Source organism: Sphingobacterium spiritivorum (assembly GCF_016725325.1).
GTDB lineage: Bacteria > Bacteroidota > Bacteroidia > Sphingobacteriales > Sphingobacteriaceae > Sphingobacterium.
This window is the reverse complement of the sequence record NZ_CP068083.1, coordinates 2931359-2956089: the sequence shown is the minus strand read 5'-3', so window position 1 is coordinate 2956089 and position 24731 is coordinate 2931359. Positions and strand designations below refer to the sequence as shown.

Genomic DNA, 24731 nt, shown 5'->3' with positions numbered 1-24731 from the left:
ATAACATTTAAATATCTAAGATAGAGTTTTTTTCCCGTTCTATTACAAAACTGAAAATTTCCTGAATCGGAGATTTAAGGATGGATCCTACCCGTACTCCATGGATTCTGCAGACATCTCTTAATATCAAATCGAAATGAAAGGCAATAGAACCCACAAAATGACACTCGTATTCCCAATATTTGGGATAAGTAAGAATATTCGTTTTGACAAACTCATCCATCCCATTGCGCAACAGATTATCTATAAAAGGATGTAATCTGTTTGCATCCATAAATTCTGCAAAGTTAGCCAGATAAGTATTAGGTCTTTCTTTTTGATAGACATTCTTGATAACAATATCTTTTGATATACGATACTTCTCTTCAAATTTACCCGCTAATTCAACAGGCATTTTACCATATAGAAAACTGGTAATCAACTGTTTTCCAAACCATGCTCCTGAACCTTCATCTCCTAATACATATCCGTTTCCATTGTGACTGGCTAGCAAAAGTTCTCCATCGAAAAAACTAACATCTGAGCCTGTACCCATAGTCGCAATAAAACCCTTATTCATTCCACACGTCGCCAAAGCAGAACCCAGCAGATCAGATTCAACAGATATAAAAGCAGAAGGAAACAGCTGGGTCAACGCATTGGAAACCAATTCCCTACGGTCCGGAGTCACACAACCGGCACCGTAAAAGTATACTTCTTTGATCTCATCAGCATACGGAATAATCTCCGGAACTTCCTTCAAAACCCTTTCAATCTCTTTTTCACTCACAAAAAAGGGATTTAGTCCTTTTGTAGAGAAGGTTAACGGTTTACTATCCGGCAAATCCAAAATCCAATCTGATTTTGACGAACCACTGTCTGCAACTAATATCATATGTGTTTATTCAAAAAGTGGGGGATCCCCTACCTTCAAATATACGCAAAAAGCAGAATCAAAAAAAGAACTTAAGACCGAAATCAGCAAACAGACTGTCAATAACATCCCGATTTATTTGGCTTAACAAATACATACCCTTACATTTGTAACAAATTCACGATAACTATCAGTTCCAACTTAATCGTAACACATGGCAAACTCATCCATAGCATTTCAAGTATCCTTTTCTGAACCTCAGGCACATTATGCCGATATCAAAATGTCTGTCTCCAACTTTAATCAGGATTACATTGATGTAAAGATGCCTGTATGGACACCCGGATCTTATCTGATACGTGAATATGCCAAAAATCTGGAGTCTTTTCGCGCTAAAGATGCAGATGACAAGCCTTTAGCATTTGAGAAACTTTCTAAAAATACATGGCGGGTATTTGCCGGCAAACAGGATATACATATAGACTATAGGGTGTATTGTTTTGAAGTATCAGTAAGAACAAACTTTGTAGATGATACACATGCATTTATTGTACCTGCAGCTACATTTTTCTATATTGATGGTCACCTGAGCCATGACTCTGAAGTCACCCTGATTCCTTATCAGAATTGGGACAAAATCTCTACCGGATTGGCTGCCGTGCAGGATAAGACAAACACTTATTATGCACCTGATTTTGATATTCTGTTTGACAGTCCTATAGAAGTAGGTAATCAGGATATCTGGCACTTCGAAGCAGCTGGTATTCCTCACGAATTTGCAATGGTTGGCGGAGGCAATTATGATAAAGACCGTTTGTCACAGGATCTTAAGCTGATCATCGAAGAAGAGACCAGCATTTGGGGAACCAATCCGAATGATCGTTATGTTTTCATTACCCATAATTATTACTCTGGTGGCGGAGGTCTGGAACATCTTAATTCTACCGTTTTAGGTGCGACACGCAATGGTTATAATCAGGAAACGATCTATAAGAATTTTTTAAGTCTTGCTGCACACGAATACTTTCACCTGTGGAATGTCAAAAGGTTACGTCCCAAAGCGCTTGGACCATTTGATTATGAAGCAGAGAATTACACTACCGGACTCTGGATCATGGAAGGTTTTACGGCTTACTATGATAATCATATTATTCGCAGGTGTGGATTTACGTCAGAAGACGAGTATCTGCAGCTTCTTGCAGCCGAATTCAATACGGTCTATAACCGTCCGGGCTATGAATTGCAATCTGTAGGAATGTCCAGTTTTGACACATGGATCAAACAATACCGTCCTGATGAGAACAGCATTAATACCTCTATCTCTTATTATAACAAAGGTGCGATGCTTGCCTGTGCTCTTGACCTGAGTATTATAGCACACAGCAATGGAAAACAAAGCCTGGATGATGTTATCAGAGCAGCATATCAGCGATTTTATGTAGAAAAAGGAAGAGGTTTTGAAGAAGAGGAATTCAGAAAGCTGACCAAAGAAGTAACCGGTCAGGATTTTCAGGAAATATTTGAAGCCGTGTATGCCCATGAAGAGCTGGACTATAACCGTTATTTCAATCTTGCAGGTTACGAAATGGTGGATACGCTGGCAGATGCAAAGACACACAGTCTTGGGATAGTGCTCAGCAAAAACGATCAGCGTGTTATGATCACTCATGTGGAACGCGGAAGCACGGGTTGGGCCGGAGGATTAAGCGTAAAGGATGAACTTATCGCAATCAATGACGTACGACTTGATCCTGCAGGACGTGAACTTGAATACGCACTCAACTCTGGCAATGCAGGAGATACATTAAATATTTTGGTAGCACGAGATGGTTTGATGCGGGAATTAAAGATTATGATTGGGATAAGTAATAAAAAATCACTTAAAATATCCCCTCTTCCAGCAGCGACCGCACAACAGAAACAGCTGGCTCAGTACTGGCTGAATAGCAGATAACAAAAAAAGACCTTGAATCATCAAGGTCTTTTTTTGTCAGATTAAAATTTATACCGGATTGAAAAACCGATCGGATCAATCAACTTGAGGCTGCTGCTCTGAATAAAATCAAGATAGGGCTTTACATCCAGAGAGATAGAAACCGGAGCGTTTGGAATACTGTATTCAATACCAACAATACCATCCACACTGATAATGGCTTCCGAAGATCTGCTGAAACGATTTCCGTTTCCATCGGTATACGGCTTACGTGTGTATCCTCCCACACTTCCCCCAAATCCGTAATACCAGGTAAAATCTCCTGTCAAAGGTTTGTGAAACTCATATAAACCTACCACTCTGAATCTTCTCGAAGTAGAATTACTCTGAATACTGACAATTCCTTCGATAGCCCGATCTTCATGCATAGTGTATCTGTAGGTAATACCCTGAGCAGAACCGAATCGTCCGCCTATGGCATGATCACTGGTCAATTGAGCTTTGGCATCTATAGCAAACAACGTTAGTATGCCGATAATAAGAGCGGATAAGTATGCTTTTTTCATTTAAAAAAATTTATAAATATTAATGTCAAATGTAACATGATTTTAACGGTTTAAAAAGATATTTGGTATATATTTGACAAGCTTTTGATACAAATAAACCCTGAAAATGATTATATTGGTATCAGTATAACATGCTGTCCTATTATAAACCCGTTAAATTGTAACTATGAACACATTAACACGAGTATTCGATTTTATCACACGTTATAAAGAAGAATTTAGCAAGCCCATAATGGTTGCCGGAAAAAGAGACGGCAAATGGAAAACATATTCAACGGACGAGTTTATTGAGATTATTGACAATATAAGCAAAGCTATGTTGGCCAGAGGCGTGAAAAAGGGAGATCGCATAGCGCTGATGTCTGGTAATCGCCCGGAATGGAATTTCGTAGATTTTGCAGCCAACCAGATCGGAGCAGCTATTGTACCCTTATACCCTACACTTTCCAGTCAAGATTTAACCTATATAATTGCAGATGCTGAAGTGCGTTCTATTTTTGTGAGCAATGCGGAGCTGACTGGTAAAGTGAAAACTGCGCTAAAAGAGAATAATCTGGAAATTAACCTGTTTACATTCGAAAAAATAGATGACCTGCCGACATTGGATGATGTCATCGCATTTGGAAAAGAACAGGATATTGATCTCAAACCTTATAAAGATGCCGTATCTGAAGATGATCTGCTGACCCTTATCTATACCTCAGGAACAACAGGCAAGCCGAAGGGTGTACTGCTGACGCATAAAAATGTAATGAGTAATGTCAATGCTTCGAATCACCTGCTGAAGACGGAGTATAATAAGGCATTGAGTTTCCTTCCGCTCTGCCATATCTTTGAACGTATGGTTGTCTATCTGTATTTCTCTCGTGGAGTTCAGATATATTATGCAGAAAACCTGGATAATATAGTCGCAGACATCAATGAAGTTAAGCCAATGGCATTTACCACTGTACCACGTGTACTGGAAAAAGTGTATGACAAGATCGTAGAAAAAGGTAAAGCGCTTACAGGAATCAAAAAAGCCTTATTCTTCTGGGCATTGGAGCTCGGGCATAAATATCAGGAACCTGAAAAAAACGGAGCCTTTTACAATTTTAAACTGGGTATTGCCCGCAAGCTGATCTTCTCCAAATGGAAAGAAGCACTGGGCGGTGAGATCAAATTAATTGTATCTGGAGGAGCTGCTTTGCAGGAGCGACTGGCACGTGTGTTCTGGGCTGCTGGCATACAGGTGCTGGAGGGTTACGGACTGACAGAGACTTCTCCTGTTATTGCAGTAAACACATGGCAACCCAATGGAGTTCGTTTCGGTACAGTCGGAAAAGTATTAAGTAACCTGAATGTGAAAATCGGACAAGACGGAGAGATATTAGTCAAAGGCCCCAGTATCACGGCCGGATATTATAAGAATGAAGAGGCAACCAAAGAAGCTATTGATGAAGAAGGATATTTTCACACCGGCGACATTGGAGAATTATCAAATGATGGCTTCCTGAAGATCACCGATCGTAAGAAAGAAATGTTCAAAACTGCAGGAGGTAAATATGTTGCTCCGCAAGTATTGGAAAACAAATTCATGGAATCTACGTTAATTGGACAGGTAATGGTGCTTGGAGAAAACCGTAAATTCCCGTCAGCACTGATTGTTCCGGCATTTGAAGAGCTGGAAAAATGGTGTAAACATAAAGGCATACCCTACACCTCTAAAGATGAAATCATCAAAGATCCTAAAGTAATCGAAAAATATCAGAGTGAGATAGATCGGTTAAATGCGGGATTCGGACATTGGGAACAGGTCAAAAAATTCAAATTGCTGAATAAGGAATGGAGTATTGACAGCGGCGAACTCACACCGAAACTAAGTTTAAAACGCAAAATTATCCTTCAGAAATTCGAAGATACCATTAATGGCATTTATGAAGAAGCAGGAAGTAAAAGTTAACAGTTTATGTCAAAAATTCCTTTTAAAGCCAGAGTAAAAGACTTTGGAGGACTGATGATGAATGTCATCAATGGTTTTCTGGATGACAAATGTATGAAGATGAGTGCCTCTCTGGCCTATTACACGGTGTTCTCCATAGGTCCGCTTATTATCATCATTATCTGGTGTATTGGTTTTTTCTATGGTACTCAGCTGGATGGTCCCACGGGAGCCCGTGATGAAGTGTTTAAGGAATTTTCAGAACTGTTCGGAAAAGATGTAGCGGTACAAGTTCAGTCAACGATCCAAAAGATCAGCTTTGAAAACAGATCCAACATCGGTATCATTGTCGGAATCGTCACGCTTATCATTACATCAACGACCATATTTGTTGATATACAGGATTCGATTAATACAATTTGGAAAGTGAAGGCCAAAGCGAAGAAAGGATGGCTCAAACTCATTATCAACAGGCTGATATCATTTTCTATGGTATTAGGTCTGGGATTTCTACTGATTGCCTCCTTAATGATCAACGGAATTATCGTGGCACTCACTAATTACTTTGGCCAGTATTTTGAAAATATAAGTCTGCCCATGCTTGACTGGATTAATACCGGAATTACATTTACGGTTATTACGGCTTTATTCGGCTTTATATTTTCCTTTCTGCCGGATGCCAAAGTAAGATTCAGGGATATACTAGGAGGAGCTATATTTACCGCCTTATTATTTATGTTCGGAAGGTATGCTATCTCTTTGTACATCACCCAGTCAGCTACAGCAAGTGCATATGGGGCTGCAGGATCTATTATTGTCTTGTTAGGTTGGGTATATTACTCTTCAGCTATTCTTTACTTCGGAGCAGAGTTTACTAAAGAAATTGCTATACGCTACGGTAAAGGAATTCGGCCGACTTCATTTGCAGTTCTCGTTAAACAGACAGAATTGGAAATTGACGTAGAAACCGGGCAACGCAAAATTTCTAAAAGCACTCCTGAAGTACCAATGAATGTTTCTGAAATTCAAAAGGATTAAATCAGGCCCTTTCTGAAAGTTATTCATTTACCCTCTTAAAGATCTAAAAAAAACAAGGGCTTCCTCTATCGGAAGCCCTTGTTTTTTTTAGATTTAAGTTCGGATTATTTAACCTGATATATGAATACTTTCCGTCCTATATTACCTGTTTTATCCATTCCTTCTACAACGACTTTATAATTACCATTACCATCTGCATTGTAGTATTCCAGTTCGATTTCACCCGTTTCGGTTACATTAACATTTGGATTCCAGTAAATCGTCGTACGCAGATCATTCGTAGCTTTACGTTGTGGCGTATCATACTTAGGCAGATAAAACTGTCTTTCTTTAATATACCCCAGCGGATACATATCAATAACATTTGTTTTTGGCAACATGCTCTCAATCTGTGCAAGGGACATACGGGGTTGTTTCTTCTCCTTTTTCGTATAAATAGAAACGACACCATTATTTTGATACATTCTGCTCACAGTACCTAACTCATCCCGAAGGAAGATCTCGATCCCTTCGATATCCGGCACATTGATAGAATTAAGACTGGCTTCATCTATAGGCATACCATTTAAGAAAAATTGTACCGGAATACGTCCTCCTGCATTGTAGTCCCTGCTTACATAATATTTTAATGTTTGGGTATCAAAGGTGATACCTGTCAAAACTGTTGTCAGACATTGAGTAAGAATATTACATCCGGATAGTCTGGATGGCTCTATTCTGTGTTCAGGCATTGATAATCCGGACAAAGATGGAAAATCTTTACTTGACACTACTTTTTTCACCACTCCGGTCACAGCGACTTCATCCAAAAGGATGGAAGTACGATATTCCTTACGGCTATTATCCAGATAAGGTGCAATTGTACGATCTATATTATCGACTCTGTTACTTTCGTAGGGGTTGTTCTTATCAATACCCGGAAAATAAGATTGATCCATATTGATGACCAGACTTCTGTAATTATCATTACTTCTGGCATTGACCGTTACTTTTGAAGAATCCGGGAATACAACATTCTCAAATTTGAATTTACCGTTTACGTCTGTATATGCATCCTTGCTCACTCCTGCCGCAGGGATTTTCAACAGTAATCCTGCATTCTGAACAGTCCTGCCTGTATTCATACGCAGTACTCCGGAAATAGTGATTCCTTGTTCAGGAAGGAAATTAATAGCTGGCAATTTATCAGCCATAATGTCCGTATAAGAGAATCTCCTAAATCCTTGTGTCATTAGCAATGCATCCAGAGCCTGTAATCTGTTTTCAACCTTCTCATCAAAATAATAGTTTGGTTTCTCTACATAACCTTTGAGATCCGAGGTAAGCAGAAAATTACTTACAATAGAAAGGTCTTGCTGATCATCATAGGATACTTTCGTTTCATCTACGACAGCAACAGAATAACTACCCGGAAATTTTTGTCCATTATTATCTATTGCTAGTTTCAGTTTAACCAGATCTTTTGGCTTGTAGGCTTGCTTATCAGCTGTTGCTTTTATATCCAGCAATTTATCGGATTGAATATAAATCAATCGTTCGCTGATAGGTGTACCATCCGGCTTCATGAGTGTAATCTGTGCAATCCCATTTGGAAAACGGTTTTTCGGTATAGTAAGCAAAAATGACGGATTTTTCAGTGTAGCCTGTGCAGCATAACACAACTGTCCATTAGAAACGGCCAGAATATAGTAGGGTTGATTCTGAACCTTTTGAAAGTATGTGTCGCTGGTCACGATTCCCATTTGAATAGTAGTATCTGCTTCCTTATGGAATACCAGATTGATGGATTCGGCTTTTACATCCGGAAGCGTATAGGTGCGTTCCTGTCCGTTTTCAAACTTGACACTGGCTTTATACTTCTCGCCTGCAATAGGAAGCATAGAGAATATACCCATTCCTAGCCCCAGATCTTTAAATTCTGCTATAGTAGCATTCTTTGAATCTACAATCCGGCCTGTTACTTTCTGTCCTTTTCCATCCGAACCAACAGCTTTAAATCCTACATTCTTTGCTAGTCCTGCAATCAAATCTCCGCCTTCCGGAAAAAATTGAACATCTACATCCCAAACAGCATTTTTAAGCAAAAAATTACCCACTAATGGTGGTTGTCCCTTTTCGCCATCCACTTTAACCGTCAGCTCTCCACTTTGGAGCATTTCGCGATCCTTAGCAGATATATTCAGTGTGATGCGTCCCATGTCATCGGTTTCACCCTTTCCTTTGCTGATGGTTTCCCATCCGGATATTGCTTCCCAATTAACCTTGGAACGACTTAAGATCTTACCTGTCTTATCTTTAAACTGAACAATTGCCTGAGTTTTAGTACCGTTATCATTGGGTTTAAATTCAATATTAGTAATCACCTTATTATTAATGGCATCTCCTATGGGTATAATTTTATTAAAGAAATACACAGGGTCAAAATTGGCCATCCATTTGGTATAAGCTCTGAAGCGGTAATTGTCTTTGACCATAAATTGAGGGTCCAATACAAAATATCCGTTACCTACACCTTCTTTCAACGGAATCTTAAAAGTCTGAATAAGGGAATCCCGGCTATTTAACACCTCTACATAAGTGATCTTCGAAGGGTCGTATTCAAACAGATTCCTGTTTAGATAAGTTTTAAACCAGAGCGTATCTCCTACAGCATAATAAGGTTTATCAAAGTGTACGTGAACTTTTTCGATCGGATAGACCTGAAAAAGCTTTTGTGCTTTTTCTACAACAGTATTAATCGGAATAGTTGGTTTATCTTGTGCCAGAGATTTAGCCTGAAAGGTAAATGTGGCAATTAGTAATGCAATAAGAAACTTTAATGACTTCATGTATAGCGTCGTATTTTTCAGAATGCTAAATATATCCATTTTTAGCGAAACAAGCATAGAAAGCCCCGAAATTTAACATTCCTTAAAGCAATGGAGCCAGTAGCCGGCAAAGAGAATCCACTCCTTTTTTCCATTTGGAACGGTTTTTCCAGATCTTCAATGTTAATAGATCCGAATCAGCTTTATCTCTTTCAAATTGATTTTCAAGATTAACACATAACTGCAGGTCGCTGATAATAGCAGAAATCTCAAAATTGATATAGAAACTGCGTATGTCCAGATTAGTAGTTCCGATAAAGGCTACTTTCCCATCGATACAAAGGGTTTTGGCATGGATAAATCCTTTATTGTACAGATACACTTTGACTCCTCTGTTTAAGAGAGACTTGAGAAATGAAAAGCTGGCATGCTGTACAAAATACGAATCTGATGTGGCCGGCATCATTAATTCAACTTCTACACCGGAAGCGGCTGCCACCTGCAAAGCAGTAGACAGCTCATCACTGGGAATATAATAGGGAGTACAAAGCTGCACTCTGCTCTTGGCTTCACTGATAGCAAGTAAGATGGCTTCCATATTGAATGGGCCTATTGATCCCGGATCACTGGATGTGAAAGCTACTGCAGCCTGTTCCGGAAACTGAAAAGGTTTGCTGCATAGGTATTCACGGGTAATCATAAAAGGCGCGCCGTCGGTCTGATTCCAGGACATCCAAAAATTCACCTGCAACATATTTACAGCTTCGCCTTCGATCATGACAGAGGTATCTCTCCAGAAAACGGCATCAGATTGTCCCGGGTAGTTGATATAACGATCCGAAATATTAATTCCACCAACAAAACCAATATGCCCGTCTATTACCGCTATTTTACGGTGATTACGATAGTTTGAATTGGCCAAAGAAGTAAAAGTTACAGGTAGAAAGGGTTGAAATTCTATCTTACTCTTTTTACTGGCGATCATATATTTGACCAGGTCAGGAGATCCGAAACTATCTACAATCAGGCGGACTTTGACTCCTTCTGAAGCTTTCTCTTCCAATGCATTTAAGACTTCCAATCCAATATTATCCAGTTCAAAAATGTAATATTCCACATGAATAGCATGCCTTGCTTCCCGGATTGCTTTCAGAAACGCAGGAAATTTCTCCTCACCGTTCGTCAGCAGAGTGACCCGGTTACGCAGTGAGGGGGAAGATAGCCGCTCATTCTTGAGAAAAGTAAATACACGGTGAGCAGAGCCTATCCATTCTTCGATGGTTTCCAGATCACGTTCCATTTCAGGCTCCAGCTTGTTCCATTCCCGCTCCAAAAGCTCTGCCTGTTGCTGGCTCATTCGTTGAAATTTACGGATCTTCTGAAATTTCTGTCCAAACAGATAATACAGAATAAGCCCGACAACGGGCAGGAAAACGATTACCATTACCCATGAAACAGTCTTGCTGGGATTTCGGTTTTCGATTAGAATGGTAGAAATAACCCCAATGTATAAGATGGAGAGCGGTATCCAGTACCATTGTACTAAAAACTCCCATACCATATTGACATGATGCGATTCGATAGCAAGCACTTCCATAATATTTTCATTGGTCTGATTATACTAACAGCTACTGTATTAAAACAATCAGAAGAAAAATCATTTATATTAAACCATCCCAAAAGGGGTGTGGAATAAATTTAGGCTATTTTATCAGGATTAAGAAAAATAAAAGAAGAGAATACAGCTAAGCACAATGTGCAGCACCATTCATATGAATCAACGGACTAAGATATGGGATATCCAGATTAGCACCCCTGAGCATAAACCAGATGCCCATCAAGAGATAAAGAGCAGGCAGCCATTTGTTAAAATTGAACCTAAATATTCTCTTCGGAAAGTGACCGGCAAATGAAACAGCAAGAAGCAAAGGTAAGGTTCCGGCACCGAAAAGAACCATAAACATAAAACTGCCTGAAACAGTAGCTGCATTCAGAGCAGCAGCCAATGCCATATAAACCATACCGCAAGGTAGTAATCCGTTTAATACACCAGCTACAAAACTTCCTCCCGGACGATACAACCATCCGCCCATCAGTTTAGCAAAGGGTGTAATAAAGGTTGTCTGCCATTTCGCAAATCTGCTGTTTTGTTTACCATAAAGATGGAAAAGACCGATCCCTATTAAGATAGCTCCTGTCAGTAAACTCATACCCTGTTGCCAGCCCTGTATAGAAGCCAGATTACCAAACAGCCCCAGGACAACACCCAGAAGTCCGTAAGTCAATATCCGGCCGGATTGATACAGGACTTTATTAAGTACTAAAGTCCAGGATATCTGATGGCCTCCCTGAAATGCCATCAGCAAAGGACCACACATCACTGCACAATGCAGACTGCCTAATAAACCCATAAAAAATGCCAGATAATGATAAGTCATATGCTACAGGAATATATGTTTTTCGAAAATATAAGGAACCGAGTTACCCTCCCATTGTATTTCCAGACTCCAGTTTCCTTTCTGAAAAGACTGTATAGGCAAGCGATATCCGGTTGACATCGTCGCAAATGGTAAGGAAATATCCAGATGACTGTCAGAAGGACGCTTAAATACTAATTTACCTTTGTTCTGCGGATGCTGAAAATCAATATAAAGTGTATCATTCACTGCTTTTACAACAGGTTCCGCATGATCTCTGATCACGTTTGATTTTCTATTATAGGTGTCATCGTAGTTTAATCCCTTTTCATAATAGTCTTCTTCCTCTAATGTATCCGCATTATGACTCACCATATATATTCCTGCACCTACAATAGCGGACATAAATACGGCGAGACTGACTACTATTTTTTTACCCCAATTCATACTTCGTTGTTTTTGTACTACATTCCCGGAGGAGCAATAAATGTTGTTTTCAGGGTTTCTATCTTTTTCCCTTCGGACATAATATGTATTCTGACATTTGATTTGTAATGCTCCACATCCTTATTATTGATAATCAGAAAAAAGCTCAGTTTGGCACTGCCGTCTTTATTCAGTTTATTGATTTTATTAACCAGTTGTAATGTTAATTTGTGATCTTCACTTTCCAGTGTAAAAGGCATTTCTTTACCACTCTTGTTGATCAGTTCCAGCGAATAAAGATTGGAAATGGTATGATCTTCCCTTAGCTGATAAGTACTTCCTTTCGCTCTCAGAAGGGTAGCACCAACCTGTGTTCGGCTGAATATCATGTAACCAAATACTCCCATCAATACGGCTAATACAATGGAATACGCAATTGCTCTTACGTTATTCTTTTTGAAATCATCCTTACGTTCAATTTCACCCATAGCGTAAAACCCGATAAGACGACTTGGTTTTCCTATTTTTTTCATGACACCGTCACAGGCATCTATACATGCGGTACAGCTGACACATTCCATCTGTAATCCTTTACGAATATCTATACCTGTGGGACATACCTGCACACATAAATTACAATCGACGCAGTCTCCCTTTTCTTTAAGATCATCTTTTCGATGCTTACCACGAGGCTCCCCTCTGAAATGATCATATGCTACTACTGTACTCTGATCATCCAGTAATACACTTTGCAGTCTTCCGTACGGACAGATCGCAATACAGACGATTTCGCGGATGTATGAAAATACAGCATAGAAGACCAGGGTAAATACAGAAATGGAAATCAGACCGGCAATGTGTGCATCCAACGGGTCCGTAATAATCTTAATCAGCGCATCAGTACCAATAATATAAGACAGAAAGATATTTGAAATAAAAAAAGATATAATCAAAAAGATCGTATGCTTGAGTATCTTTTTCTTATTCTTCTCAAAAGAATTTTCAGCCGCATTTAACTTTTTCTGCTGTGTCCAGTCACCCTCTATCCAGTATTCTATCTTGCGGAATATCAATTCCATGAAAATAGTTTGCGGACAGGCCCAACCGCACCAAACCCGTCCATAAACCACAGTAAACAACACAATACATACCATCGCGATCAGCATGCCGAACACAAAAATATGAAGATCCTGAGGATAAAATAAATTTCCGAAAATCGAGAATTTACGCTCAATAATATTAAACATCAGGAAAGGTTCTCCTTTGATCTTAATAAACGGAGCTGCAAATAAAAACAGCAACAACGAATATCCAAACCACTGGCGATAGTTATAGAGCTTGCCGGAAGGTTTCTTGGCATAGATCCAATTTCTCTTTTTAGATTTTGGAGGATTAATATCCTGAATATTCGTTGTTACCTGCATAATTTTATACCTATTGTACGGCTTTAGTATCTGTTTCGGCGTCAGCATCTTTCTCAGCAGATGCGTACTCTACTTCTGCTCCCTGCGGTTCTTTAGGATTACCCGGTTTTGTATCCCGTATCGAAACGATGTAATTACTTACTTCTGCGATTTGTGCCGGAGACAATGTCTGCTCCCATGGCACCATACCCTTATCCGGCACACCATACTTTACTGTTTTGAAGACATCCTTTATTTCTCCTCCATGCAACCAGAACCGATCTGTAAGATTAGGGCCTATGCCCCCTTCTCCTGCCTGACCATGACATGCAGAACAGTTCGCGGCAAAAATGGCCTTACCAGCTGTAGCCATAGCACCAGTTTCATCCACCGTAATAGATGTTTCATCGATAAGATCAGCTACCTGAGCGAGATATTCCTGCTTAGCCTTTTCAGCCTGCGCGACCTCCCTCACATATTCCTGATCCTGATTCAATCCCCATCCAAATACATGATACACCAACAGGTAGATAACACCAAATGTAATAGTGGAGTAGAATAAGGCATTAAACCAGATCGGGATCGGATTATCCAGCTCCTTGATACCATCATAACTGTGATCAATCACGATATCCTTTTCTTCTGAGATCGGTCTCAGACCCATTATCTTTTTCCAGTTATTAGACCATTTGATTTTACGTTCCTGTTTTGCAGCAACTTTTGCAGCCTGTTCCTGTAAAAGCACTTCAGGCATAGTAATCTTCAAAATGGATTTTATTGCTTTACTAACGGAAAGTGCAGTAAAGAGCAGGACGATTAATACCACCACCAACAGAATGATAAGGATATCATTATATATATTGCCCGTACTCATGTTCCAACCTGAACTTACGGCAGTAGAATCTGCTACTAAAAATAATTTCATAATCTATTTTTATTCTGTTGTTTGACCATTTTGTTCGTCCTGACCATCGAGAGGCAATTCTTTCATATACTGAATATGATCTTTCTTCATCCAGAATAACATCAAGGCTACAGCAACGAAGAATACCAGGAATATCCACAGCGATGTGATCAGATAAATTTCATCGCCATTTAAATTTGTGATTTGCTTGAACATCGTTTTACAGTTTAATTTTGATTATCCACATTACTTGTTGCAGGCGCTACAGGTGCTGCCTTAATATCCGTTCCTAATCGTTGCAAATAAGCTATGATGGCTATAATCTCCCTGTCACTTCCAACCTTAACCTGATTTGCAGCCAGATCTTTGGCTATTGCTTCTGCCTGTTTAGCGATATCAGCATGTGCATTTTCAATATCCTTATCTGAATATGGCACACCTAACACGCGCATTGCATTCATTTTCTCTTTTATAAGACTATTATCCAGTTTCTGATCGATCAGCCATGGATATGTAGGCATGATACTTCCTGGTGAAGTAATGGTCGGATCAAGTAAGTGATCAAAATGCCATTTGTTAGGATACTTTCCTCCTACGCGATGTAAATCAGGGCCGGTACGTTTGGATCCCCATAAGAATGGTCTGTCGTAAACATATTCTCCGGATTTACTGTACTCTCCGTATCTGGAAGTCTCCGAACGGAATGGACGTACTGTTTGCGTATGACAGTTCACACAACCTTCTTTAATATAAAGATCCCTTCCCTGTAATTCCAGTGCAGTATATGGTTTGACACTTGCTATTGTAGGAATATTAGATTGAATGGTGAAAGTAGGTACCATCTCCACAATTCCTCCTATCAGTATCGCAAGAAGAGCGAGCACCATGAATAACATAGGTTTGCGTTCCAGACGACGGTGAGTCTCACGTTCATTCTTAGTCACAGGTTCAAGAGCAGGAGCTTCCGCCGGCTCATTAGCCATCAGCTTTCCTTTAGCCATTGTTTTGACCAGGTTGAATGTCATCAGCAATGCTCCGGACAGGTACAATGCACCACCTACCGCACGCATCATATGCATTGGAAGAATTTCTAATGTAGTCGCCAGGAAATTCGGATACTTCAATACACCTTCCGGAGTAAATTCTTTCCACATTAGCCCCTGTACAACAGCTGCCCAATACATTGGAATAGCATAGAATAAAATACCTAATGTACCGATCCAGAAATGCACATTGGCCAGCTTTTTAGAATACAGCTCCGTTTTATAGATTCGCGGTACTAACCAGTATAGGATCGCAAATGTCATAAAACCGTTCCATCCAAGTGCACCAACGTGTACGTGAGCTACAATCCAATCGGTAAAATGGGCAATCGCATTTACCTGTTTTAAGGATAACATAGGGCCTTCAAATGTAGCCATACCATAAGCCGTCAATGCAACGACCATAAATTTCAAGGTTGGCTCTGTTCTAACCTTATCCCATGCACCGCGCAATGTCAACAGACCGTTGATCATCCCTCCCCAGCTAGGAGCAATCAACATGATGGAAAATACGACGCCCAATGATTGTACCCATGAAGGTAATGACGTATATAATAAATGGTGTGGTCCTGCCCAGATATATATAAATATCAGCGACCAGAAATGCAGAATACTCAATTTGTAAGAATATACAGGACGATTGGCCATCTTAGGCAAAAAGTAGTACATCATACCTAAGAAAGGAGTGGTAAGAAAGAAAGCAACAGCATTATGGCCATACCACCACTGGACTAATGCATCCTGTACCCCGGAATAGACATAGTAACTTTTCCAGAACGTGACAGGCAGTTGAATCGAGTTAACTATATGAAGTACAGCGACAGTAACAAATGTTGCTATATAAAACCATACAGCGACATACATATGTCTTTCTCTACGTTTGATAATAGTACCGAACATATTGATACCGAACACCACCCAGATCAAAGTAATAGCCACATCAATAGGCCATTCCATTTCCGCATATTCATGACTGGAAGTAAAACCCATCGGAAGTGTAATAGCGGATGCTATAATGACAAGCTGCCATCCCCAGAAATGGAGTTTACTTAATACATCACTGAACATCCTCGCTTTGAGAACCCGCTGCAGCGAATAATAAACGCCCATAAAAATAGCATTCCCTACGAATGCAAAAATGACGGCATTGGTATGAACAGGACGGACACGACCGAAAGTCGTATACTGTATCCCGAAATTCATATCCGGCCATACCAGTTGCAATGCCACCAATAATCCTACGGACATTCCAACGATGCCCCATATGATGGTGGCTAACCCGAAATTTCTGACAATCTTATTGTCGTAATTAAACTGCTCTAACTGCATTACTTGTTGTGTTGATTTCTGTGGGTAAAATTATCTCTTAATTCATGACATTCTAATGATATATCACGGCTTAAAAAGTGATTTATATTACTTTTCAGAAACAACAAGAGTCTTTGGAGTCAGGCTGCAAAACAAAAAAAACGGACTTAAAATATTTAAGTCCGTTCCTATGTTTTTGATATGATGGATTACAGCATATTCTTTTCCTTGTCCTCATCAGCTTCAGGTGCTTTTGCATACCTGATATAACCGTGTTTGGAAGGATTTTCAATAATCTCTTTGACAGAGACTAATTTATAAACATATGATGCTGTTTCATTATTTAGTTTCAGCTTATAATAATCGTCTTGTTTTTGACGACGGATGGCTCCTCTGAGGCTTCCACCACCTACATTATAGGCAGCAGCGACCAATGTCCAATCTCCAAATTCGCGATAGAGATATTTGAGGTAACGGGCAGCTGCATGAGTAGATTTATTCAGATTAAGTCTTTCATCTACTTTACCGCTCACCTTCAATCCATAAAGACGTGCTGTTGCTGGCATAAACTGCCAATAGCCACCTGCACCCTTACTGGACACCACACGACTATCCATCCCGCTTTCTACTAGGGGTATGTATTTAAAATCTTCCGGAATACCATGTGATTTTAAGATTGCAGCAATCTGTGGTAGGTGTTTCTCTGCCTGCTTGTGTAAACTGTACGTCTGTTGCTTTCTAAAAGAAAAACGACTTAAGTACTGTGTGAGCTTCCTTTCGACCTGGGGTAGATCCAGCGGAAGGCTTTCTTCTGCGAAGGTGATCGATATCAGATAATCGTGTTCTCCTTCATTGTCCTTATCTCCATTATGGTCAGATAAAGCCGCTTTGTTTACTATTCTGTTTTTGATGTTCAGGGTCTTGGCATCGTCATATCTGACATTGGCTGCGACCGCATTTTCCTTCGTGCTTGAATACAATTTCGACAGTAACATCCCTGCCAAAATCAAGCCACAACATAATACTTTCTTTTTAATCATTCACTCCCTTACTGCTATCCTATCCACGATAATATCGATCAAAAAATAGCTTGGTACAAATTCAAGGTGGCAAAGATACACACTATTATGCTAAAAAACAAATAGTTACAAATCCGACCAGATCTATAACGTTGAAATACAGCTTTATTGTATACGATTTTAATAAATTATTTACATTATTCTGGTGGTAGAATAAATATTATAGCTATCTTTGTAGTTCACATTTTTTTAAAGTAAAATATGCCATTCAGCAGAAATCGGAACAGTCGTGACGACAACTCCAAACGATCTAGAAGTAACTCAGAAAACTTCAAATCAAAAGGCAACAACAGCCGATCAGAAAAGTCTTCTGGTTACAACGACAACAAATCTCCTAGAAAATCATTCTCAAAATCATCAGACGCTAATGATCGTCCTGATCGTTTCGAAAAAACTGAAGGTAATAAAACCGGAGGCTATAAAAAGTCATTTGACGGAAAGAAATCATTCGGAGATAAAAGATCTTTTGGAGAGAAGAAGGCATTTGGTGATAAAAAAGCATACGGAGATAAGAAACCATTTGGAGATAAAAGCGCTTTCGGCGAGAAAAAATCCTTTGGTGACAGAAAACCATTTGGCGATAAAAAAGCGTACGGAGATAGAAAACCTTTTGGAGATAAAAGCGCTTTCGGCGAGAAAAAAGCATACGGAGATAGAAAACCGGGATCTGATAAAAGATTTGGAGACCAAAAGTTCAGCAAAAGCGGACCTAGAGATAAAAACAGAGATTTCGGAGATAACCGCAAATTCGATAAGCCATACAAGAAATCTTTCGAGAAGAGTGAAGATGGTGAACAAAGAACATTTGCAAAACGCAGACCGAGCAGCAGAACGGTAAAACAAGCTACTTCTGACTATGATGATAATGGAATGATTCGTCTTAACCGTTACATCTCTAATTCCGGTATATGCTCCCGTAGAAAAGCAGATGAGCTGATCACTGCAGGTGTTATATCTGTAAACGGGGAAGTGGTTACAGAATTAGGCAGTAAAGTAGATCCGGCTAAAGATGAAATAAAGTACAATGGTGAGCGTCTGAAAAGAGAGAAGATGGTATACGTACTTTTGAACAAACCAAAAGATTATATCACTACTACTGATGATCCTCAGGAACGCCGTACAGTAATGCAATTGGTAGCAAATGCTACCAAAGAACGTATTTATCCTGTAGGACGCTTAGATAGAAATACAACAGGCTTGCTTCTGTTAACCAATGACGGCAATCTTGCAGAAAAATTGTCCCATCCGCGTAATAGTATCAGCAAGATCTATAATGTAGAGTTGGATAAGAGTTTAAATCAAGGCGATTTTAACAAAATTGTTTTTGGCCTTGAACTCGAAGATGGTTTTGTCAAACCGGATGATCTGAGTTATGTACAGGGCGGTAGTAAACGTGAAGTAGGAATTCAGATTCACAGTGGTAAAAATCGTATTGTAAGACGTATTTTTGAATCTTTAGGATATGATGTCGTAAAACTGGATCGTGTAGTCTACGCCAATCTTACAAAAAAAGACCTGCCAAGAGGCCGCTGGAGATATCTGGAAGAAAAAGAGTTGATTCAATTAAAACATCTGATCTAAATCAACACTATTATAAAATATAAAAAGCAGCTTAATCGCTGCTTTTTATATTTTAGTGCAGTTATCTCTTCTTAATTTTTTAATTTTATCAAAAATATAAAATACCATGACAGATCCAAAAACATTGACTTCTGTAGCAGAATTTCATAAAACATTTCAACATCCTATATTAGATCAGCCAACTATTCCGGCTGAGAAAAGATGCGAACTACGGGTTTCGCTCATCGCAGAGGAGTTAAAAGAACTGGAAGAAGCCATCCAAAACAAAGACCTGGTTGAAATAGCGGATGCACTTTGTGATATCCAATACGTATTATCCGGAGCTGTTCTGGAGTTTGGTTTAAAAGATAAATTCAATGCTCTGTTTGAAGAAGTGCAACGTTCTAATATGAGCAAAGCATGTAAATCCGTCAAAGAAGCGGAAGAGACCATGAAGTATTATAAAGAAGAGAAAGGTGTAGATAGCTACTATAAGGAAGTTGATGGCCTGTTTCTGGTATTTAGAGAAGGTGATAACAAAACACTGAAATCGATTTACTATTCCCCTGCCGATTTAAAATCAATAATTGAGCAATAAGATCAATACCGTATAAAATACAAAAGGGAGCAAATTTTATTTGCTCCCTTTTGTATTTTATACCAATATTTTATATCTGCTCCCCTGAATCGCATTTCGCTGCTCCAAACCTTTATCAATATATGTCTGAATGGCTGATTTGCCAAGACCCCAGTTAGGCGCAATTAGCAGTTCCTTATCCGCCAGACCGAATAATCGCTGAACGATAATATCAGGACGTAATAAAGGAATAAATTCACACAAGAAATCGGTGTACTCCTCTATAGAAAAAACATGAAAAGGTTCACGTTTATATTGCACACCCATAATAGAACCTTCTACAATATGCAGGTGATGTAGTTTTATAAATTTAATCTGCGGATGCTTATTGATCTCATCAGCATAGCGCAACATCATCTCTCTTGTCTCCCATGGGAAACCAAAAATAGTATGTACACAAATTTCCAAAGGACTGTTTTGTACGAGAGCCAATGCTTTTTGTAATTCACCGTGTGAGCATCCTCTGTTGATACGGGTAAGCGTTTCATCATAGATAGATTCCATTCCCATTTCCAGATCTACATCCAGGCGATCTGTATAACTTTCCAATAAAGCTACCTTTTCAAAATCAATACAATCCGGACGTGTACCTACTGAAAGACCGACTGTATGTTCCGGACATACATTGATAGCCTCATCATACATCATCTTCAATAGATGTGTAGGTGCATAAGTATTTGTATTAGGCTGAAAATAGATAATAAACTTCTCTGCATTATATCCGTTCCGCGCTCTTTCTATACCCGCTTCGACCTGCTCTTTAATGGTAGGCAGTTTACGTGCTGATTCCGGAGTGAAAGAATCGACATTGCAATACGAACAACCACCGTAACCTTTACTTCCATCCCGGTTAGGACAGGTAAAATTACCATCCACAATTACTTTAAACACACGTTTCCCGTCATACTTTTCTTTGAGATAAGAGCCGTAATGATTATAAGGTTTCTGTCCAGTATCCAATAATGTACCCATAAGTGCAAAGATACAAAAGAGGATTCATAACAATCTGCATTTAACTATAAAAGGTAATAGAAGTATATCTGATGAACATCAGTTCTTAACCTCTTCCCGGTAAACCGGGATCTCTCCTTTCCAAGGAGAGAGAATAGTTCGGTAAAACCGTTATCCTAACTCTGGCGCAAGCATAAGCGTAGCGCTGCTTGTTTCGGTATTACCTTGGTACGAGCGGCACGCTCACACCAGCTTTTGTATTTGAATGTGGAAGATATTTGATGTAGAGTATTTTGCTGCTCTGCTTTGTCAGCAGCTATTGCCATTACCTCCCGTTTGAAAACAAAAAAGCCCTTATCTGTTTCCAGAAAGGGCTTTCGTATAAAAAAAGGCACCGACCTACTCTCCCACCTGTTACGGCAATACCATCGGCTCTGGCGGGCTTGACTGCTCTGTTCGGAATGGGAAGAGGTAGACACCGCCGATATAGGCACCTGAATACTTTTTTGATATTATATAATAACTAACTCTAATTAGCCACAATAACATCAATGACATTATATTGAAAGAAATAATTAAAGAGGAAGACAACAGTGTTATCTGCTTGAGAAAGCTTCGGGCTATTAGTATTGCTCGGCTATGGTATTTCTACCTTTACACCTACAACCTATCAACGTAGTCATCTTCTACGACCCTATAAGGAAGTCTCATCTCGTGGCTAGTTTCGCACTTAGATGCTTTCAGCGCTTATCTATTCCAGACGTAGCTACCCTGCCGTACACCTGGCGGCATAACAGGTTCACCAGCGGTCTGTCCAATCCGGTCCTCTCGTACTAAGATCAGATCCACTCAAACTTCCAACGCCCACAACAGATAGGGACCGAACTGTCTCGCGACGTTCTGAACCCAGCTCGCGTGCCACTTTAATGGGCGAACAGCCCAACCCTTGGGACCTTCTCCAGCCCCAGGATGTGACGAGCCGACATCGAGGTGCCAAACCTCCCCGTCGATATGAGCTCTTGGGGGAGATCAGCCTGTTATCCCCAGCGTACCTTTTATCCTTTGAGCGATGGCCCTTCCATACAGAACCACCGGATCACTATGTCCGTCTTTCGACCCTGTTCGACTTGTCGGTCTCACAGTCAAGCAAGCTTATGCCATTGCACTCCACGTACGGTTACCAAGCGTACTGAGCTTACCTTTGAAAGCCTCCGTTACCTTTTTGGAGGCGACCACCCCAGTCAAACTACCCACCAAACAATGTCCTCGACTTGATCGAGTTAGAAACCGAATACAGAAAGGGCGGTATTTCAAGGTTGATTCCACGACTCCTGGCGAAGCCGCTTCAACATCTCCCGCCTATCCTACACATCCTGTACCCAATTCCAATGTTAAGCTATAGTGAAGGTGCATGGGGTCTTTCCGTCCCGTTGCGGGTAACCGGCGTCTTCACCGATACCACAATTTCACCGAGCTCATGGCTGAGACAGCGCCCAGATCGTTACACCATTCGTGCAGGTCGGAACTTACCCGACAAGGAATTTCGCTACCTTAGGACCGTTATAGTTACGGCCGCCGTTTACTGGGGCTTCGATTCAATGCTTCTCTTGCGATGACATCCCCTCTTAACCTTCCAGCACCGGGCAGGTGTCAGGCCTTATACCTCATCTTTCGATTTTGCAAAGCCATATGTTTTTGTTAAACAGTCGCCTGGGCCTTTTCACTGCGGCTTCTCACTCTCGTGAGGAAGCGCCCCTTCTCCCGAAGTTACAGGGCCATTTTGCCGAGTTCCTTAGCCATGATTCACTCGAGCACCTTAGGATTCTCTCCTCGACTACCTGTGTCGGTTTACGGTACGGGTTTTTATAACCTGAAGCTTAGCGGGTTTTCTTGGAAGTCTGCTTACCTGCTCTATCAGCGCCACCGAAGCTTTGCTGTACTATTGGGTTTCAGCTAAAAATGCGGATTTGCCTACATCTCTAATACCTACGCCTTTTAACGAACTATTCCGTCAGTTCGCGGCAGTGTCACTACTCCGTCACCACATCGCAGTTATAAAAAGTACTGGAATATTAACCAGTTGTCCATCGGTTGTCCCCCTTCGGGTGTACCTTAGGCCCCGACTAACCCTGATCCGATTAGCGTTGATCAGGAAACCTTAGTCTTTCGGTGGGCAGGTTTCCCACCTGCCTTATCGTTACTTATGCCTACATTTGCTTTTCTATAAAGTCCACGCCACATTACCATGACGATTCGCCCCCTATAGAATGCTCCCCTACCAGTATATACTCTTGTATATAATCCATAGCTTCGGTAATACACTTGATGCCCGTTTATTATCCACGCCCGGCCGCTCGACTAGTGAGCTGTTACGCACTCTTTAAATGAATGGCTGCTTCCAAGCCAACATCCTAGCTGTCTGGGCAACCGGACCTCGTTAGTTCAACTTAGTGTATATTTGGGGACCTTAGCTGATGGTCTGGGTTCTTTCCCTCTCGGCCTTGGACCTTAGCACCCAAAGCCTCACTGCAAGATATATTTGATAGCATTCGGAGTTCGTCTGGATTTGGTAGGATTTGACTCCCCCGCACCCAATCGGTAGCTCTACCTCTATCAAACTAAACTCTCACGCTGTTCCTAAAAACATTTCGGGGAGTACGAGCTATTTCCCAGTTTGATTAGCCTTTCACCCCTACCCTCAGGTCATCCGGAAACTTTTCAACGTTTATCGGTTCGGTCCTCCATTACATGTTACTGCAACTTCAACCTGCCCAAGGGTAGATCACAAGGTTTCGCGTCTACCTCATCTGACTATGCGCCCTATTAAGACTCGCTTTCGCTTCGGATACGTGGCTGAACCACTTAACCTTGCCAGACAAGAGTAACTCGTAGGCTCATTATGCAAAAGGCACGCTGTCACAGAATCACTCTGCTCCAACCGCTTGTAAGCACACGGTTTCAGGTTCTTTTCACTCCCCTGTTCGGGGTTCTTTTCACCTTTCCCTCACGGTACTGGTTCACTATCGGTCTCTCAGGAGTATTTAGCCTTGGCGGATGGTGCCGCCGGATTCCCACAGGGCGTCTCCGACCCCGCGGTACTCAGGATACCACTATGCTGACCCTCTTTACGTATACGGGACTATCACCCTTATCGTGCAGCTTCCCATCTGCTTCTACTTCATACGGTCAATACAACGTCGTGGTCCTACAACCCCATAAATGCCGTAACAATTATGGTTTGGGCTCTTTCCCGTTCGCTCGCCACTACTTGGGAAATCATTATTATTTTCTTCTCCTACGCCTACTTAGATGTTTCAGTTCAGCGCGTTCGCGTATTATACAACATACCTTCAGTATGTTAGGTTGCCCCATTCGGAAATCATCGGATCAAGTCGCATTTGCCAATCCCCGATGCTTATCGCAGCTTATCACGTCCTTCTTCGCCTCTGAGAGCCTAGGCATCCCCCGTGTGCCCTTATTTACTTTCTTCTCACGCATAGCCCTTTTGCTACTATGGTGATGCTTGTATTGTGTTCTCCAAATTAATGGAAAACGTCTCTACTGTTGTCTTCTCTTGTAATTTTTTTCTTTCAATATGTCAAAGAACTCGTTAAGAAACTTACCATGCTATCACTCGATAACACATTTCTTTAGTGGAGAATAACGGAGTCGAACCGTTGACCCTCTGCGTGCAAGGCAGATGCTCTAGCCAGCTGAGCTAATTCCCCGGCTTGTGTGGTAGTCCCGAGCAGATTTGAACTGCTGACCCCTACATTATCAGTGTAGTGCTCTAACCAACTGAGCTACGGGACTAGCTTTTTCTTAATCTCTCTCGGTAACTCCATTCCTTTTTCTTGGGATGGGTACTTTCTTCTTAATGTCTTT

General features: G+C 40.6%; 17 protein-coding genes, 2 tRNA genes and 2 rRNA genes. 5 read left to right on the top strand and 16 right to left on the bottom strand.

What is annotated here, in order from left to right; genetic code table 11:
* Positions 1-7: 7 nt before the first annotated feature.
* On the bottom strand, positions 8-874 hold the full coding sequence (locus I6J02_RS12310) for an N-acetylglucosamine kinase (protein WP_201678190.1): 867 nt from the start codon (positions 872-874) through the stop codon (positions 8-10).
* Between the two features lie 193 nt (positions 875-1067).
* Between I6J02_RS12310 and I6J02_RS12305 the strand changes: the two genes are divergently transcribed.
* Positions 1068-2807, top strand: a complete 1740-nt coding sequence (locus tag I6J02_RS12305) for a M61 family metallopeptidase (RefSeq protein WP_201678189.1) — start codon at positions 1068-1070, stop codon at positions 2805-2807.
* A 41-nt stretch (positions 2808-2848) separates the two neighbouring features.
* On the opposite strand, the gene I6J02_RS12300 is transcribed toward I6J02_RS12305, so the two are convergent.
* Complete coding sequence (locus I6J02_RS12300) at positions 2849-3352, bottom strand: hypothetical protein (RefSeq protein ID WP_201678188.1); 504 nt, start codon at positions 3350-3352, stop codon at positions 2849-2851.
* 166 nt (positions 3353-3518) lie between these two features.
* On the opposite strand from I6J02_RS12300, the gene I6J02_RS12295 reads away from it, so the two are divergent.
* Positions 3519-5294 (top strand): AMP-dependent synthetase/ligase, encoded by a 1776-nt coding sequence (locus tag I6J02_RS12295; RefSeq protein WP_201678187.1) that lies wholly within the window; start codon positions 3519-3521, stop codon positions 5292-5294.
* 6 nt (positions 5295-5300) lie between these two features.
* On the top strand, positions 5301-6311 hold the full coding sequence (locus tag I6J02_RS12290) for a YihY/virulence factor BrkB family protein (RefSeq protein ID WP_201678186.1): 1011 nt from the start codon (positions 5301-5303) through the stop codon (positions 6309-6311).
* Between the two features lie 104 nt (positions 6312-6415).
* Here I6J02_RS12290 and I6J02_RS12285 read toward each other — a convergent pair whose 3' ends face one another.
* From I6J02_RS12285 to I6J02_RS12245, 9 genes are all read right to left on the bottom strand, one after another.
* The gene (locus tag I6J02_RS12285) at positions 6416-9139 is read right to left on the bottom strand and encodes a carboxypeptidase-like regulatory domain-containing protein (protein ID WP_236581846.1); all 2724 of its coding nucleotides are present in this window, start codon (positions 9137-9139) and stop codon (positions 6416-6418) included.
* An 82-nt stretch (positions 9140-9221) separates the two neighbouring features.
* Positions 9222-10715, bottom strand: coding sequence for a cardiolipin synthase (cls, locus tag I6J02_RS12280; protein WP_201678184.1), 1494 nt, complete (start codon positions 10713-10715; stop codon positions 9222-9224).
* Positions 10716-10863: 148 nt separating this feature from the next.
* A complete protein-coding gene (locus I6J02_RS12275) occupies positions 10864-11556 on the bottom strand; it encodes a sulfite exporter TauE/SafE family protein (protein WP_201678183.1) in 693 nt (230 codons plus the stop codon).
* 3 nt (positions 11557-11559) lie between these two features.
* On the bottom strand, positions 11560-11982 hold the full coding sequence (locus I6J02_RS12270; RefSeq protein WP_201678182.1) for a FixH family protein: 423 nt from the start codon (positions 11980-11982) through the stop codon (positions 11560-11562).
* Positions 11983-11999: 17 nt separating this feature from the next.
* On the bottom strand, positions 12000-13385 hold the full coding sequence (gene ccoG / locus I6J02_RS12265; protein WP_201678181.1) for a cytochrome c oxidase accessory protein CcoG: 1386 nt from the start codon (positions 13383-13385) through the stop codon (positions 12000-12002).
* Positions 13386-13395: 10 nt separating this feature from the next.
* Positions 13396-14289, bottom strand: coding sequence for a cbb3-type cytochrome c oxidase N-terminal domain-containing protein (locus I6J02_RS12260; RefSeq protein ID WP_201678180.1), 894 nt, complete (start codon positions 14287-14289; stop codon positions 13396-13398).
* Positions 14290-14298: 9 nt separating this feature from the next.
* Positions 14299-14484: a hypothetical protein gene (locus I6J02_RS12255; protein WP_002999524.1), complete on the bottom strand. Its 186-nt coding sequence runs from the start codon at positions 14482-14484 to the stop codon at positions 14299-14301.
* An 11-nt stretch (positions 14485-14495) separates the two neighbouring features.
* The gene (gene ccoN, locus I6J02_RS12250) at positions 14496-16640 is read right to left on the bottom strand and encodes a cytochrome-c oxidase, cbb3-type subunit I (RefSeq protein ID WP_201678179.1); all 2145 of its coding nucleotides are present in this window, start codon (positions 16638-16640) and stop codon (positions 14496-14498) included.
* A 188-nt stretch (positions 16641-16828) separates the two neighbouring features.
* Positions 16829-17659, bottom strand: a complete 831-nt coding sequence (locus tag I6J02_RS12245; RefSeq protein ID WP_201678178.1) for a lytic transglycosylase domain-containing protein — start codon at positions 17657-17659, stop codon at positions 16829-16831.
* A 240-nt stretch (positions 17660-17899) separates the two neighbouring features.
* On the opposite strand from I6J02_RS12245, the gene I6J02_RS12240 reads away from it, so the two are divergent.
* Together I6J02_RS12240 and I6J02_RS12235 are read left to right on the top strand one after the other, a co-directional pair.
* The gene (locus tag I6J02_RS12240) at positions 17900-19279 is read left to right on the top strand and encodes a pseudouridine synthase (RefSeq protein ID WP_201678177.1); all 1380 of its coding nucleotides are present in this window, start codon (positions 17900-17902) and stop codon (positions 19277-19279) included.
* Positions 19280-19385: 106 nt separating this feature from the next.
* On the top strand, positions 19386-19856 hold the full coding sequence (locus tag I6J02_RS12235; protein WP_002999531.1) for a nucleoside triphosphate pyrophosphohydrolase family protein: 471 nt from the start codon (positions 19386-19388) through the stop codon (positions 19854-19856).
* 57 nt (positions 19857-19913) lie between these two features.
* On the opposite strand, the gene I6J02_RS12230 is transcribed toward I6J02_RS12235, so the two are convergent.
* From I6J02_RS12230 to I6J02_RS12210, 5 genes are all read right to left on the bottom strand, one after another.
* Complete coding sequence (locus I6J02_RS12230; RefSeq protein ID WP_201678176.1) at positions 19914-20867, bottom strand: TIGR01212 family radical SAM protein; 954 nt, start codon at positions 20865-20867, stop codon at positions 19914-19916.
* 365 nt (positions 20868-21232) lie between these two features.
* Positions 21233-21344 (bottom strand): 5S ribosomal RNA (rrf, locus tag I6J02_RS12225).
* A 106-nt stretch (positions 21345-21450) separates the two neighbouring features.
* Positions 21451-24335: ribosomal RNA gene (locus I6J02_RS12220) — 23S ribosomal RNA — on the bottom strand.
* Between the two features lie 165 nt (positions 24336-24500).
* Positions 24501-24574, bottom strand: a tRNA-Ala gene (locus I6J02_RS12215).
* A gap of 8 nt (positions 24575-24582) precedes the next feature.
* Positions 24583-24659 (bottom strand) — tRNA-Ile (locus tag I6J02_RS12210).
* Between the last annotated feature and the right edge of the window lie 72 nt (positions 24660-24731).

Bases quoted from the DNA above. Each gene is read 5' to 3' on its own strand.
- I6J02_RS12310 (WP_201678190.1), bottom strand. From the start codon at position 874: ATGATATTAGTTGCAGACAGTGGTTCGTCAAAATCAGATTGGATTTTG.
- I6J02_RS12305 (WP_201678189.1), top strand. From the start codon at position 1,068: ATGGCAAACTCATCCATAGCATTTCAAGTATCCTTTTCTGAACCTCAG.
- I6J02_RS12300 (WP_201678188.1), bottom strand. From the start codon at position 3,352: ATGAAAAAAGCATACTTATCCGCTCTTATTATCGGCATACTAACGTTG.
- I6J02_RS12295 (WP_201678187.1), top strand. From the start codon at position 3,519: ATGAACACATTAACACGAGTATTCGATTTTATCACACGTTATAAAGAA.
- I6J02_RS12290 (WP_201678186.1), top strand. From the start codon at position 5,301: ATGTCAAAAATTCCTTTTAAAGCCAGAGTAAAAGACTTTGGAGGACTG.
- I6J02_RS12285 (WP_236581846.1), bottom strand. From the start codon at position 9,139: ATGAAGTCATTAAAGTTTCTTATTGCATTACTAATTGCCACATTTACC.
- cls (WP_201678184.1), bottom strand. From the start codon at position 10,715: ATGGAAGTGCTTGCTATCGAATCGCATCATGTCAATATGGTATGGGAG.
- I6J02_RS12275 (WP_201678183.1), bottom strand. From the start codon at position 11,556: ATGACTTATCATTATCTGGCATTTTTTATGGGTTTATTAGGCAGTCTG.
- I6J02_RS12270 (WP_201678182.1), bottom strand. From the start codon at position 11,982: ATGAATTGGGGTAAAAAAATAGTAGTCAGTCTCGCCGTATTTATGTCC.
- ccoG (WP_201678181.1), bottom strand. From the start codon at position 13,385: ATGCAGGTAACAACGAATATTCAGGATATTAATCCTCCAAAATCTAAA.
- I6J02_RS12260 (WP_201678180.1), bottom strand. From the start codon at position 14,289: ATGAAATTATTTTTAGTAGCAGATTCTACTGCCGTAAGTTCAGGTTGG.
- I6J02_RS12255 (WP_002999524.1), bottom strand. From the start codon at position 14,484: ATGTTCAAGCAAATCACAAATTTAAATGGCGATGAAATTTATCTGATC.
- ccoN (WP_201678179.1), bottom strand. From the start codon at position 16,640: ATGCAGTTAGAGCAGTTTAATTACGACAATAAGATTGTCAGAAATTTC.
- I6J02_RS12245 (WP_201678178.1), bottom strand. From the start codon at position 17,659: ATGATTAAAAAGAAAGTATTATGTTGTGGCTTGATTTTGGCAGGGATG.
- I6J02_RS12240 (WP_201678177.1), top strand. From the start codon at position 17,900: ATGCCATTCAGCAGAAATCGGAACAGTCGTGACGACAACTCCAAACGA.
- I6J02_RS12235 (WP_002999531.1), top strand. From the start codon at position 19,386: ATGACAGATCCAAAAACATTGACTTCTGTAGCAGAATTTCATAAAACA.
- I6J02_RS12230 (WP_201678176.1), bottom strand. From the start codon at position 20,867: ATGGGTACATTATTGGATACTGGACAGAAACCTTATAATCATTACGGC.